This window comes from Gimesia panareensis (genome assembly GCF_007748155.1).
GTDB classification, from domain to species: domain Bacteria; phylum Planctomycetota; class Planctomycetia; order Planctomycetales; family Planctomycetaceae; genus Gimesia; species Gimesia panareensis.
Map to the genome: position 1 here is coordinate 6,696,821 of NZ_CP037421.1, position 15,188 is coordinate 6,712,008.

General features: G+C 52.2%; 10 protein-coding genes. All 10 read left to right on the forward strand.

Features of this window, described 5'->3' with window-relative positions; all coding sequences use genetic code 11:
• Nucleotides 1-29 precede the first annotated feature (29 nt).
• Nucleotides 30-1,712 (forward strand): GspE/PulE family protein, encoded by a 1,683-nt coding sequence (locus Enr10x_RS25075; RefSeq protein ID WP_145451742.1) that lies wholly within the window; start codon nt 30-32, stop codon nt 1,710-1,712.
• A gap of 63 nt (nt 1,713-1,775) precedes the next feature.
• A complete protein-coding gene (locus tag Enr10x_RS25080; RefSeq protein ID WP_145451743.1) occupies nt 1,776-2,984 on the forward strand; it encodes a type II secretion system F family protein in 1,209 nt (402 codons plus the stop codon).
• A gap of 91 nt (nt 2,985-3,075) precedes the next feature.
• Nucleotides 3,076-3,528, forward strand: a complete 453-nt coding sequence (locus tag Enr10x_RS25085) for a type II secretion system protein GspG (protein ID WP_145113964.1) — start codon at nt 3,076-3,078, stop codon at nt 3,526-3,528.
• A 34-nt stretch (nt 3,529-3,562) separates the two neighbouring features.
• Nucleotides 3,563-4,192, forward strand: coding sequence for a prepilin-type N-terminal cleavage/methylation domain-containing protein (locus Enr10x_RS25090; RefSeq protein WP_145451744.1), 630 nt, complete (start codon nt 3,563-3,565; stop codon nt 4,190-4,192).
• Nucleotides 4,189-4,641: a type IV pilus modification PilV family protein gene (locus Enr10x_RS25095; protein WP_145451745.1), complete on the forward strand. Its 453-nt coding sequence runs from the start codon at nt 4,189-4,191 to the stop codon at nt 4,639-4,641. Before Enr10x_RS25090 ends, Enr10x_RS25095 begins: the two co-directional genes overlap by 4 nt.
• Nucleotides 4,638-5,561, forward strand: a complete 924-nt coding sequence (locus tag Enr10x_RS25100) for a prepilin-type N-terminal cleavage/methylation domain-containing protein (protein ID WP_145451746.1) — start codon at nt 4,638-4,640, stop codon at nt 5,559-5,561. The genes Enr10x_RS25095 and Enr10x_RS25100 overlap by 4 nt, the downstream gene beginning before the upstream one ends.
• 21 nt (nt 5,562-5,582) lie before the next feature.
• Complete coding sequence (locus Enr10x_RS25105) at nt 5,583-7,286, forward strand: type II secretion system minor pseudopilin (protein ID WP_145451747.1); 1,704 nt, start codon at nt 5,583-5,585, stop codon at nt 7,284-7,286.
• A gap of 69 nt (nt 7,287-7,355) precedes the next feature.
• Nucleotides 7,356-8,855 (forward strand): type IV pilus biogenesis protein PilM, encoded by a 1,500-nt coding sequence (locus tag Enr10x_RS25110; RefSeq protein WP_145451748.1) that lies wholly within the window; start codon nt 7,356-7,358, stop codon nt 8,853-8,855.
• Between the two features lie 156 nt (nt 8,856-9,011).
• On the forward strand, nt 9,012-10,814 hold the full coding sequence (locus tag Enr10x_RS25115) for a cadherin repeat domain-containing protein (protein WP_197997358.1): 1,803 nt from the start codon (nt 9,012-9,014) through the stop codon (nt 10,812-10,814).
• Between the two features lie 550 nt (nt 10,815-11,364).
• Complete coding sequence (locus Enr10x_RS25120; RefSeq protein ID WP_145451750.1) at nt 11,365-15,186, forward strand: secretin N-terminal domain-containing protein; 3,822 nt, start codon at nt 11,365-11,367, stop codon at nt 15,184-15,186.
• The last annotated feature ends 2 nt before the right edge of the window (nt 15,187-15,188 follow it).

Consider the following 15,188-nt stretch of genomic DNA (forward strand, 5'->3'; position numbering starts at 1 on the left):
AGCTTTCGTTTTACCATTGAGTCAAATCCATGGAAATCAGTGATATTCTCCAACGACGTGGCATCCTTGACGAACGCCAGTTGCTGTTAGCGCAGCAATCGGCCAATGGTCATCGTCTGGACCGCGTGGTCATGGATTTGGGACTCGCCTCCGAAGAAGATCTGCTCAAAGCATTTGCAGATGAACTGGGCATGAAATACTTCGAGCTCAAAGACTACCAGGTCGATACCGAGCTGTTGTCCCAGTTTCCAGCCACTCCTATCTTTCGCCATTCTCTGCTCCCCTTGAAACGAGAGAACGGTCGAGTACTGGTGGCATCAGCCGATCCTTTCGACTTCGAAGCCCTGGATGAACTCAGTTCACTCAGTGGTCAGGTCTTGGAACCGGTACTGGCCCTGCACGAAGACGTCGTCGACCTGATCAAGGAAAATCTGGGGGTCGGCGGCGATACGATCAACGAACTGGTTTCACAGAAAGCGGCTGAAGACGGTGTGGAACTGCTTGAAGAAGTTTCCGATGAGCATGGCGAACTGGCCGACATGGCACAGACCGCCTCGGTGATCCGCCTGGTTAACGAGTTGCTGGTTGAAGCGCTGCAGCAGCAGGCTAGTGACGTGCACATTGAGCCGCATGAAACCGGTCTGGTTGTGCGGTACCGTGTGGATGGTTTGTTACGCGTGCAGTCGGTACCGCCGGAAATCAATCATTTTTATTCAGCGATTATTACGCGTCTGAAAATTATGGCGCATCTGAATATTGCAGAGAAACGTCTGCCACAAGACGGTCGCATCAAACTGCGGGTTACGGGACGCGAAATCGATGTGCGTGTTTCGATTATTCCCATGATTTACGGTGAAGGAGTCGTACTGCGTTTGCTGGATAAGGAACGCATGGTTTTCCGGCTGGATAATGTAGGCCTCAATCCGGAGATGTTGTCCACTTTCCGCGAGATGATCGAACTGCCGCACGGAATCATTCTGGTGACCGGGCCCACTGGTAGCGGGAAGACTTCGACGCTTTACAGTGCCTTGAATGAGATTAAAAGCCCGGAAACCAAAATTATCACCGTGGAAGATCCGGTCGAATATCACAGTGAAGGCATCAGCCAGATTCAGGTGAATTCACGCATCGGGTTGACCTTTGCCGCTGGTTTGCGAAGTATTCTGCGTCACGACCCGGATGTGGTTCTGATCGGGGAAATTCGCGATGGAGAAACAGCCAACAGCGCGATCCAGGCATCGTTAACAGGGCACCTTGTTTTCAGCACATTGCACACGAACGATTCTCCGGGAGCCTTTACCCGTTTGATCGATATGGGCGTGGAAGCCTATCTGGTTGCCAGTACCGTCGAAGCAGTTCTGGCACAGCGACTGGTGCGTGTGTTGTGTAAGCATTGTAAACGGCCTCATCAGCCGCACCCCGATAAGATACCTCCGGACTTTCCGCTGGAACGGATGCAGGAGATCTATGAGCCGGTCGGGTGTCGACACTGCCGGGAGATGGGATACTCAGGACGAATCGGGATTCTGGAACTGCTCGTCAATGATCCTGTGATCCGAAAGTTATGTACCGAGCATGCCAGCTCGGGACAGATTCGTGACTACGCGAGAAAGAACGGCTGGCAAACCTTGCGAGATGCCGGTTGGGAAAAGGTTCTGGCAGGAATTACCTCGATCGATGAAATCCTGCGGGTGACCAAGGGAGATATTTAACAGGTTTTCCTGCCGAGAGTTTTGTTTTATTGAAAAGTGTTGTGAATAAACAGAGTCAGTCAGATGCCGGAATTTCAGTATATCGCGCGTGAAGCAACAGGCCGCCAGGTGATGGGCGTGCTTTCTGCTGCCAATCAGCAGGACGCGCTGAATTCTCTGGCTGCCCGAAGTCTGTTTCCGGTCAAAGTGGATCTGGCCGACTCCGCCAAAGCACAGCTGAAGCGATCCGGTAAACGGGTTCGTGCCCGCTACCTGTCCGTCTTCTACACGCAGCTCGCCGATTTGCTCAGATCGGGAGTGCCGCTGTTGCGTTCCCTGGAGTTGTTGAATAAACAGTCGACCAATCCGTCTCTGAAACAGGTACTGGAAGAAGTCCGGGCGGAAGTCGCCGACGGGACCCGGCTCGCAGTTGCGATGGGCCAGCATCCCAAAGTCTTTTCGGAACTGGCGGTCAGCATGGTTCGCGCCGGCGAGGAAGGCAGCTTCCTGGAAGATGTTTTGAAGCGGATTGCCAGCTTTACCGATCACCAGGAAGAACTGAAAAACCGGGTCGTGGGGGCGATGATTTATCCTGCCTTCCTGACCACTTTCGGAACCGTGATCGTCAGCTTTCTGCTGGTCTACTTCGTTCCCAAATTTGAACCCATTTTTCAAAGAATGTCTGAGCGGGGTGACCTCCCCTGGGCAACCACAACGCTGCTCAGTTTCAGTGCTTTTATGCAGTCTTACTGGTTTATCATTTTTTTTGCGATCGGTTTGGCAGTGGCCGCGGTTTATAAATATATCGAGACCACAGAAGGTCGTCTCAAATTCGATCAGTTTCGGCTAAACGCCTATGGACTGGGAGCGATTGTCCGCAGCCTGGCTATTGCCCGCTTCTGTCGGATTTTGGGAACTCTACTGGCCAACGGCGTCCCCATCCTGCAGTCCCTCCGCATCGCAAAAGATGCCGCTGGAAATAAAGTGATCAGCAACTCAATTGGTGAAGCGGCAGAAAGCATTTCAGCCGGCAAATCGATTGCCCAGCCTTTTGCCCTGAGTGGACAATTCCCGGAAGAAGTGGTGGAAATGATCGCCGTGGGTGAAGAAGCCAACAATCTGGAACAGGTGTTAATCGATATTGCAGACAACATGGAACGCCAGACCAACCGTAAGCTGGATATGTTTGTCCGTATGCTGGAACCCCTGATGCTGCTGATTATGGCTGCTGTGGTCGTATTTGTGATGTTAGCCTTACTTTTACCGGTGTTCCAAAGCTCCGGTTTAATATAATAATAAATGAAAAGTCATTGGTTTTATCTCAGACAGGTAGAACCCAGAACAATCCCTTCTGGAACAAGTATAGAGTAAAAAGGATGGAGACATGAAACGAATCAAATCAGACAACAGACAGCAACGGCGTGGTTTTACACTCCTCGAAATGTTGATCGTACTGGGAATTATCCTCGTGATCGCAGCGATGGTGGTACCGAACCTGCTGGGCAGCCAGAAAAAAGCGAATATCAAAGCCACCCGGGCCAGTATTCATAACCTGGAACAGGCATTCAAACTGTATGCTGCCGAGAATAACGGCGAATACCCGCAAGGGGGCCCCGAACAACTGCAGTTACTGATGGAGCCCGTCAGTACGGATGGCAAAGCAGCTGAGCCGTATATCGAATCTCTGCCTCTGGATGCCTGGGGGCAGATGTTCCACTACGAGTATCCCAACAACAAAGCCCAGTCCACCAAGCCGGCAATCTGGTCTTCGGGCCCGAACCAGCAGGATGAAAATGGATCCGGCGACGATGTCAATAACTGGGATCAGACAGAGTAAACTGTCTCGATCCAGGCTCTGATGAATCCAGGGGATGTCCAACGTGACCAGCCGACAGTACCAGTTAAGAAAACAGCATCACCGTCGTGCAGCTTTCACACTGCTCGAGATGCTACTGGTGCTGGCACTCCTGCTGGTCCTGGTCAGCGTGGTCTGGCCTGCCGTGTTACGGATCAGTGCGGGAAATCGTCTCCGGCAAAGCATGCAGGATCTGAATTCTGCTTTCGCGGCAGCCCGGGTGCGAGCGATTGAACAGGGGGTGATGTATCAGGTCTTTCTGGAACCGGGGGGGCAACAGTACATGGTGGTCCCCGTTGATCAGGGACTGCTGGGAGGCGAAGCTGCAGGAGACGATACCGTCACGACTTCAGCCAGCCAGACGGTCCTTTCCGGAAAACTACCCGAGGAGTTTCAGTTCAGTAAACAGACTTCCGCTGTGGTAACCGAGGCGGCGGTTCCTTTCGCCTGGCTGTCGAACCAGCCGAATTCGAAAGACTGGAACTGGATGCAGGGGGCATTTCCGATTACCTTTTACCCGGATGGTACAGCCGCCTTTGATCTGAATCAGGATGTTCTGAAAGCAGAACGCCCCGTCGCCCGCGTTCAATTGCGGGGCTTGACGGGATCGGCCACGGTTTCCTACGTACAAGGGAAATCGTCATGAACAGAACACAGGAACGAGTTCGGTCACGAGCGGGTTTAACACTGCTGGAAGTCCTGATTTCCCTGGCGATTTTTCTGGGTGCCCTCTCCGCGCTCAGCCAACTGATCGGCATCGGTTCTCGGGCCGCAGTTCAGGCACAGCTGCGGACACAGGCCATCCTAAAATGTCAGTCAAAACTTTCGGAGGTCTTGGCGGGGGCTCAGCCCCTGGAATCGGTGTCCCAGGCCGCTTTTGAGGATGAAGAGAACTGGAAGTGGAGCCTGGATGTTCAGCCGGGCGCTTATGATAACATGTTGCTGCTGACCGTCAACGTCCAGTACGCCGGGGCGGGTGATACAGTCACGACCAGTTATCAGTTGACGCGACAGATCCGGGATCCGGCGATGCTGCTTGATGCCGCCAATACCGTGGAGTCCACCACAGAAATGACATTGGAGGAACAGCTATGATACGTTCCCGATCTCATTTCCGTTCACGGTTTGGTTTCACACTTTTGGAAGTGATCCTGGCGATTGGGTTGACCAGCCTGTTACTGGCGGCAATCTATGCGGCACTGGATCTATACTGGAAATATACGACTCTCGGACACAAGCAGGTGGAACAGGCACAGATTGCCCGCGCGGTCTTTCAGAAAATTTCGCATGACCTCAACTGTGTTACCTATCGACCGGCCACCGCAGAGGAAGAGACTGAGAGCTCTGACTCTTCCAGTACCTCCGATACAGAAACAGAAGAGACAACAACCATCGAGATTCAGGTAACCAGTACCGACGATGCCTACACTTCGGGGAATATCGGTGTTTATGGAGACAATCAGTCCCTCGTGCTGCACACCAGCCGACCGGCACGCCAGCCCTTACTGGTCTCCCAGAATTCAACGCCGGGGACCACGGCGAGTGTCCGCAGCGATCTGCTTTCCGTTTCCTATTTTCTGGCAGTTGCGGGAGCGGGCGGATTGCAGGGGGCAGCCGGTGATCAGTTTCGGAACACATCCGGCAGTGCGGATGATGTGCAGGGGCTGTCCCGCTTGGAAGGCGATCGACTGTCGATGAGTATGGCGGACCAGTCAGCTGATCTCCAACAGCTGGCTTCACAATCGGTGCTCTTGGCACCGGAAATCAGCAGTCTGCAGTTTCAGTATTTTGATGGTACCGACTGGCTCGATCTCTGGGACAGTACTGAATACGGAACGGTTCCCCAGGCGATCAAAGTTACTATCGGATTTCGCAGCGATGAACAGCTGACAGACCTGATCCCGGCCAACGAAAAAATTAATGGTTATACAAATAGCTACAGTATGGTGATCGCCCTCCCGCTGGCTTTACCTTCTGTTTTACAGACCTCACAACAGGACACCAGCTCATTTTAGATAGAAGCGGCACTTAATTTCATGAAACACACCAGACACTCACAATTTGATTCCAGTTACTGTGGGCAGGAACGCGCCGGCAGTACGCTGCTGGTAGTGCTGGTCGTGGTCGTGATGCTCAGTCTGGGAGCGTATACGTTTTCGGAACTGATGATTGTGGAGATGGAAGCGACCAATATTTACGGTCGCTCCCTCCAGTCGCGCGAACTGGCGCTCTCAGGGATAGAACTGGCAGCTGCCTACGTGGGAGATCGATCTGAGATTGATGGCTGGAATTCGTATCATAATCCCAGCCAGTTCCAGAATACCAACCTGGTCCCCGGTGAAGTGCCACGTGTCAGTGGCTACTTCAGCGTGGTGGCTCCGGTCGTTACTGACGCGCAGTCGAAAACGATCCGTTTTGGACTGAGTAATGAATCAGGCAAGCTGAACCTGAATATCCTGGCGACCGAAGAGGAAGATGAACTGGAACTGGAGCTCGAAACAGAGGACGTCACGCTCACCGCGGTAGATCGGCTGATGTATATCCCGAATATGACGGAAGAAATCGCTTCTGCTATCCTGGACTGGATTGATGAAGACGACGATCCCCGGGCTTACGGTGCGGAGAGCGATTATTACAGTACTCTGGAATCACCCTACTACGCGAAAAACGCACCTCTGGAATCACTGGATGAACTGCTGCTGGTCCGCGACGTGACGCCGGAACTGCTCTACGGTGAAGACACGAACCGCAACGGAATCCTCGACCCGAACGAGAACGATGGCGATGTAACTCTTCCTCTGGATAATGCAGACGGGGTACTGGATGCTGGCTGGTCTGCCTACCTCACTGTCCACAGTCGTGAAATCAATATCCGGCCGGATGGTTCAGAAAAGATCAACGTGAATCAGACCATGTTGACCGAACTCTATGACGAACTGGAAACCGAACTCGGTCCGGACGAGGCTCGTTTCATTGTCGCTTATCGACTGAGTGGTCCCGTACAGACTGCTGATGATCTGGACTCGGGACCGACTTTGACAACCGTGGGAGGCAACACCTCGGGTCAGCAGGCTTTAAATGAACTGGCCAACGGTCTGGCGAAAGCGATGTTTTCCGAAGAAGGAGTCACCGTAACCCGTGGAGGCATGGATCTCTCTGCCGGTGCCGCCTATTCGATCAATTCCATCTACGATCTGATTGGCTCAGAAGTGGAAACCGAAATCGATGGCACCAAGACCACATTGTCGAGTCCCTGGCCTGCGGATGCCTCCAGCATGACCACAAATTTGCCCATCCTGCACGATCTTCTGACGACAACGAAAAACCAGTACATCGAAGGTCGCATCCAGATCAGTGAAGCCCGACTGGAAACCCTGCTGGGAATTCCGGAAATGGATGAAACACTGGCTCATGCGATCGTCAATGCCCAAATGACTGTTACAAACGGAGCCGCTTCTACAGAAATCAGTCAGGCCCGTCAGACAACAGGATGGCTTGTGATTGAAGGGCTTACGACAATAGAACAGATGCGGAAACTGGCTCCTTATATCTGTAGTGGCGGCGACGTCTTTCACGTACAGTCGCTGGGATATTTCGGGCAATCCGGACAAATGACCCGCATGGAGGCGATCATTGATGGTACTTTTATTCCTCCACGGATTACGTATGTCCGCGATTTGAGTAACCTGGGGGCGGGCTATGACCTCTCGACGATTCAGGGAACGCAGCAGGATCAGTAGCGACTGAGATTCAACGCAGCGGGCATCTGAAGACAGCCGTGTTCAATTTATTTATTTGAGAACTGTGGTATGGCAGATTATCTGGCAATCAACTGGGAAAAAACAAAACTGACCGGAGTGGAAGCACACGTTGGAGTGGCTTCCGTTTCCATCAGACGCACGTTTGAAATTACCTGGCCCGAGCAGCATCAACCCTCTCTGGATCCAGTTTCAGCAGGCAGTTGGCTCAAGAACGAACTTCACCACCGCGGGCTCTCGGCAAAACAGGTACTGATTTCTTTTCCCCGACACGACTCGACGGTACGGCTGCTCGAAATTCCTGATGTTCCCCTGGAAGAAATTCCGGAAATCGTCCGGTTCCAGACAGCGACGAAATCTTCTGTTCCGTTGGGACAATTGATGCTTGATTATCTGCTGATGCCAGCTCAGGAAGGGAAGACGACTCGCGAGGTGCTCGTTACCAGCATCGGGAAAGAATTACACGATAAAGCACTGAAAACATTTCAGTCGATGGGACTTGAAGTCGTTTCCACGGGGCTCAGTTCCATCAGCACTGCAGAATGGATTGCCCATGCCTCCACGAGCGATCTGGAACCGCCGACATTGATCCTGAATCCGGCGGAAGGTTATCTGGAAATGTCTCTGGTACAGCAGCGTCGATTGCTGTTTACCAATTCCACTCCTCTGTCAATAGAAGAGGGACAAGCTGCAAATCAAATCATTCAAACCGAACTGAAACGGTTTCTGATGTCGCGCAGTGCCCAACTGGCGGGACAGAATATTGCCTCCATCATATTAATTGGAGAAGAGACCTCACAGCACTCACTGGTGCAGGAACTGCAGGCGCAGTATCAATGTCCGGTCGAAGTTTTGAATCCGCTGGCCAATGTGAATAGCTCGGAAAACGATGCAGGACAGAGTCAACTGGGAGCTCTGGCCGGGCCCCTGGGGCTCGTTTATTCGCGGCAGCAGAAACGATTGGAAACGGTGGATTTCCTGCACCCGCATAAAGCCGAAGAGAAACCGGATCGACGAAAACTGCAGATCGGTCTCGGAGTAGCGGGAGTCGTCTTGATTGCGCTCACCGCTTTCTTCCTCACGCAGCGCCGCGTGTCTGATCTGGATGATCAGATCGCAGATCGAAAGAAAGTGCAGCGGGATCTGGATGAACTGCTCAAACGAGGCCAACCAACCCTGGAGTCGGTGGCTGTTATTGAAGAATGGGAAAAATCAAATTCGCCCACTTTAAAAGTCTTCCAGGAACTCGACCACGTTCTACCCGGAACAGACCGGATTTATTTAAGCGAACTCACGGTGAATCGTTCCAGTGGCCAGTCCTTGAGTCGACTGCGGACAACAGGAAATGCGAAAGATGATCTGGATGTTCGAGATCTGAATCAGCAACTGGCACACAGTAACTACCGGGTGCATCCCAAACGAAGCAACAATCTGACCATGGATACCGAATATCCGGTTCCCTTTGAAATAGACGCGGAGCGACTGCCCCCGGAGAAAAACACTCAGGAGAAAAAACCTCAGGTGAAAACAGCACCTGCGAACGAGAAATAATGTCAGCAGATTCAACTGACTGACCGGCGACAGTATCGAATTGAGTTGAATGTCTAAACTATGCAGAAACGTGAAAAAATACTGGCAGCGGTTTTTGGAACTGTGATCCTGGTCTGGCTCGGGATGCCTGTAATTAACAGGACCTTCATCGAACCAGTGACAACACGCCAAAATCAGCTTAAGGTCATCAATCAGCAGATTGACCAGAAAGAGCAGAAAGAGCTGGAACTGCTTCGCTCCGCTAAACAGCTTGGAGACTGGGTGGCACACAGTCTCCCTCCGGACGAACACGATGCGCAGCGGCTCTATCTGGAATGGCTGAATGATCTCGCGGAACTCTCCGGGATTACGAATCTCAAGCTCTCCCCGGGGAGACGGATTCGTGAAGGCAAGACCTACATCGCCATTCAGGTATCCCTGGAAGGGACCGCTGCCTACGATCAATTGTGTCGTTTCCTGCTGCACTTTTACCAGACCGACTTGCGGCAGAACATCATCAGTATGGAACTGGACGGGACAGGCACCGGTAAGTCTGATCCGCTTGAACTGAAACTGACAGCAGAAGGACTGGCCTTAACCAAAGCCAAACCGCGCGAACTGTTGTTTCCACGCGCCCGACTGGCTGCAACTCTCAATTTTGATGCAACCAGCCTCAAAGTGAACGGCACCAGCGAGTTTCCCCAGGAAACCCCTTTTCGTATTCGCATCAACCAGGAATTTCTGACCGTCAATGAAATCAAGGGAGATACCTGGTCCCTGGTTCGCGGGGCCAGCCAGACGGTGCCGGCCCGCTACGAGTCGGGGACACCTGTCGAACTGGCACCTTTGAATCAATCGACGGACGGCAGTACGAAACTGCAGCAGCCTCTCACACAGGATGCGCAGGTGCTCAAAGTTCTGGGGGATCGGTATTTCCCGCTCGGGGAAAGTTTCCTGATCAAAATCGATAACGAAATTCTGAATGTCACTTCTCGGAATGCGACTGAGTGGACCGTCCAGCGTGGCTTGCTCGATACCAAACCGGCTCCACATGTCAAAGGGGCCACTGTCGTTCAAGTGCCAGAGTATCTCCAGGCTCTGTATGATTATCAGATGATTGCTGATGCCAGTCCTTTCGCCAAACCTGTCCCCGATAAGGTTTATCAACTGGAACTGCGCGACATCGGAAAACAGACTGTGGTCAGAGGAAATACGCTGGATTTGAGTCTGCCTCTCTCCGGCATTAACCCCTCCCAGGCTGCTCCTAAGGTGACAGTCAAATCAGATCTACCAGGGATTGTGGCTCAAGCGGGCAAACTGCAATGGGCACCTGCGAAAGAACAGAAAGTGGGACGGTATCCGGTGACGGTTTCTGCGACGCAAGGAGATCAGACGGTCGAGAAATCATTCGAGATCGAATTCCTGGAAAAGAATACTGCTCCCCAACTGGAAACGGTTGCCTCCGTGACGGCTTATCAGGCACGGCCCTTGTCTCTGCAGGTGAAAGCAAAAGACGTGGATGAACCTGCCCAGAAACTTCGATTTGAATTAGAGGCCGGGGCACCTGAAGGCATGCGGATCAATGCCGAAACCGGCGAGTTAACCTGGACGCCATCCGTTTCAGCCGAATTGAAGGAATATCCAGTTACAGTCAAAGTCACCGATTCTGGGATTCCTGCTGCCTCCAACTCGCAGAAAATTGCAGTCACAGTCGCGCTGGATGATGCCTTTTTTACATTTCTGACGGGCAGCATTGAACTGGATGGAAAACGGATCGCCTGGATTCGAAATCGGGCAACTAACCAGAAACGAGAAGTCAAGGAGGGCGATGCGATCGATGTGGCAGATCTGCATGCGGTCGTCAAAACGATTACGGATAAATACGTCGTCCTGGAAATCGACGGAAAACCCTGGATGCTCTCTCTGGGAGAAAATTTCAGATCTCTGCGAAACCTGACATCAGTCCCCGTGTTAAATTAACACCGCGATCCCTCTCTTGAGTGTGGAAATTCCATTCTGCCTCTACCTTTCCTTCCCATCTATTCCAAGTGCCTGTATCAATCCTATTTCTCCTGATCTGTCTGTCAGAAAATGTCAGTTGTGTAATCCTGTCTGCGCATGTATGGGTGCTGTGTTCGTAAGTGGAAATAAATAAATGGTTTACAGTCAGGGTTCCTTGTCGGGAAAACTCTGGTTTTCTTTGTAAAAACAAAACCTTTGTTCAACTCGAATGTTAAACTTTACCGATAATAACGATTGTAGGGATTCTGTCGGAGACGATCTCGCCCGAGATGCGTCCACATTCCCGACTCTCAATTCCTGTCGTTAACTCCTGATTCAAATGGGGTGACCTTTGTTTTCTTCCAAACGAATAATCAGAAACTTTTCCAGGCATCTCCGTTGTCTGTTAGCAGTTCTTATACTCTGTGGGCCCTCGCTTTCTGTTTATGCTGATAACAAACTGGGGTTTTGGGGCCGTCTACGCAAACCGGCCGCTGCCGGGTCTGACCAGTCAGCGAAAGCCGCTGTGGTGACATCGAAAAGTGTACCGGTCTCAGAACTGCCAGTAGAGGATCAGCAGGAAAAGCAACCGAATGAAGATGTTGCCAATATTACCTTAAACCATCTGCAGTCCACCTGGGATCAGGTTCTTCGCAAAGTAGCCGAACAGAGCGGCCTCACCCTGGTCATGGACGTTGTTCCCAAAGGTTTTTACTCCCGACGCGATAAACGTCCGCATACGATTGAAGAAACTTTTCAGATTCTGAACCGGGAGCTGGAGCCTAAGGGATTCCGTCTGTTACAGAAAGACAAGTTTCTGGTCGTTCTCGACATGCGATCTGCCAAAGCAAAATACATTCGCCCCACAATTCAATCTGCCGGTAAGACATCTTCCCCGGCGGAGCAGGGACTATCTGCAGTCAAGCGGGTCGCGCATCAGAAGCCTGCACCTACATCAGCTCCTGCAGTAAAGCATGCTGATCTGGCAGACTCTGTCGAACCACCGGCTTTTGAAAACAGTGCCCGTCAACTGCAGAAACAAACCGTTGAGCCTCAAAAGGTCATGTTCAGCGTACGACCACATACGATTCATAGTACGGATATCCTCAGACTCTTTTATCACGCATTTGAAACACGGTCAGAACTTCAGGGAGAAGGCCCCCGGGGATTACCCGGGATTGTTGTCTTTGATCAGCGTCAGCAGACTTTCATTGATGAACAGAGCAGCAAATCACTGGATGTCAATTCACCCCAGGTTGATTTTCGTGTCGGTCTCGATAAACAGAAAAACGAACTGGTTTTCGAAGCGTCGCGTCAAAAAGCGGCTGCTCTGAAAGCAACCGTTCTCAAACTGGACCGATCTGCCAATGGTTATGCTGAATCCGTTCAACTGGTGACGGGATCACCTCAGATTGGTCGTGTCGCACAGGCATTACATCAGCAGACGCAGACTGCTTCCGCACGAGCTGCCTCTCCTCAGAAAATGCCCGTCAAATCCTATACGGACAGCCTGGTTTCTCCTCGAGATCAGCAGATAGGTCGACTGCGGGAACGCATCGATCAGATGGGCTTTGATGAGCCCCAGCAGGAGAAGCCTGCTACGGAACCTGCTCAACCCCAGCCTGCCGATAAACCGGAAACCGCGCCCCCGAAACCGTCGCTGCCCGAACTGTTGCAGGATTTGAGTGGTAACGTCAACATCGAATCGGTTCCCGATCTGGGGGTCTTGATTCTGCGGGGGAAAGATGAAGATGTCGCCGCCCTGATGAAAATCATCAAAGAGCTGGAGAAGCTCAGCGAAGGGACCCGTCCCGATATCCACCTGTTAAACCTGAGGCACGTTAACTCCACTGCACTGGCAGAACTGCTGAATGGGGTTTACGAAGATCTCGTAAAACTGCGGGCCATCCAGGGACAGGAACAGAAGATTAAAATTATTCCACTGGTCAAGCCTAATGCTCTGTTGATTCTGGCCCCGGAAACCGACATGCCTTCGATCCTCAAGCTGGCCGAGGAACTGGATCAGCCTGTGAATCCCATGACTGAATTCGGTGTGTTTCAGTTGAAGAGTGCCAGTGCCAGTCAGGTTGCGACGACACTCCGCGAGTTTTATAACGAGCGGGGAGGACTGGGAACACGAATTCTGGTTTCACCCAACATTCGTACCAACTCCATCATCGTGCAGGCACAACCCCGTGACATGCAGGAAGTGGCTGCCTTGATCAATAAAATCGATCTGGATCAGTCACAGGCCGTGAGCCGCGTCAAAATATTCCCGCTCAAAAATGCCATTGCTGCAGATCTGTCTGAAACGCTGAATGCGACACTGCAGAGTGTCTTGAACCCGGCTGCAGCCCGGACCACAACCGGTCTGGGGGGGAATATCGGTGGGGCTGGTGGAGAAGCTGCTCAGCAGCTTCAGGAAGCCCGCTCGGTCGTCCTCGAGTATCTTTCTCACGAAGGCCAGCAGAGCCGGGTTTTGAGATCGGGGTTGCTGGCTGATATCCGCGTGATTCCGGATCCCCGGGCCAATACCCTGGTCGTGACAGCTCCCAAAGACAGTCTGGAGCTGATCGAAGCGCTGATCAAACAGTTCGACGAACGGGTCACTTCCGTTGCAGAGCTCAAAGTCTTCACGCTCAAAAATGCGGATGCCGAATCAATGGTCACGCTGCTGCAGTCTACATTCTCGACTGATAATCAGCAGACCGATCTGGGGATTCAGATCGCCGGTGTGAACGATACGAACAGCAACCTGATTCCGCTCAAGTTCTCTGTCGATCGTCGGACGAACTCCGTGGTAGCACAAGGGGGCGCTGATGCCCTGCAGATTGTGGAAGCGATTCTGCTCAAGCTCGATGGAGCCGACAGCCGCAAACGTGAAACCACAGTCATTCAGCTGAAAAACACTCCGGTTGCCGACGTTTCCCAGGCCATCAACGAATTTCTCGATACTCAACGGTCTCTGATTGCCCAGGATCCGGATCTGATCAGCAGTTTTGAACTGCTGGAGCGGGAAGTGATCGTGGTTCCGGAACCAATCAATAACAATCTGATCATCAGTGCGACTCCTCGATATTTTGAGCAGGTTTCTAATCTGGTCAAAGAACTGGATAAAGAGGCGCCACAGGTCATCATCCAGGCTCTGATTGTGGAAGTGGAACTGGATAACGACGACGAATTTGGCGTGGAACTGGGGCTGCAGGATTCCCTGCTGTTTAACCGCAGTATCATCGATAACGTGCTGACCGTCCAGCAGACGGTGACCGGGTCCAGCAATGTGACGCAGACCAACCAGACAATTGTGTCCCAGGAAGCAACACCAGGTTTTCTGTTTAACAGTGTCAATCCGCTGGGAACCAACAATACGCAGAATACCGGAAACACTGCAGGGCAGGCATTGAGCAACTTCTCGCTGCAGCGTGGTAACAGTGACCTCGGATTCGGCGGGCTGGTGCTGTCAGCCAGTTCGGAATCGGTAAGTATCCTGATTCGCGCCCTGGCTGCCAAACGCAACGTTCACATTTTAAGCCGTCCTCAGATTCGTACCGTGGATAATGTGACCGCTCAAATCCAGGTCGGTCAGATTGTGCCCGTGGTCAACGGGGTCTCGGTGACCGCCGTCGGTTCAGCGAACCCGGTAATCGTACAGTCGGAAGCAGGGATTATCCTGACCGTTACACCCCGCATCAGCCCGGATGGCAACATCGTCATGGAAACCCTGGCAGAGAAAAGTGACTTTAACGGATCGAGTGTTCCGATCTTTACCGATGCGACAACCGGAAACGTAGTAGAATCTCCCATCAAAAATATCACCTCAGTCCAGACGACGGTCAGCGTTCCCAATGGACAGACAGTCGTACTCGGGGGCATGATCACCGAATCTGATACCACGATTGAACGCAAGGTACCCTGGCTGGGGGATATCCCCTTCCTGGGAATTCCTTTCCGTTATGATTATCTTTCGACGCGTCGCAAAGAGCTTCTGGTCTTCCTCACGCCGCGAATCATCAGCAACGATGCCGATTCCGAATTCATCAAACAGGTGGAAGCAGAACGGATTCACCTCCAGGTAGAAAAAGCCGAAGAGATGCATGGACCCATCTTTGCGGTTCCTCCAGGTGAACCCGAATTCATGCCCGATGGGCCCGGCATGTTGGAAGAGATTCCCACGACTGTGATGCCGCAATCAAATCTGAATCCGATGCCTGAGACACCTCCCGCGCCGGCTCCGGGAGGTGAAATTCAGCAGATGAGTTATGAATCACTCAAAAGGCCTGCCCGGCCAGCGAAGCCCCCTTCGAAATCATTCATCAAGAAACCAAAGTTCCCTTACTGGAAACGAGACTAAGT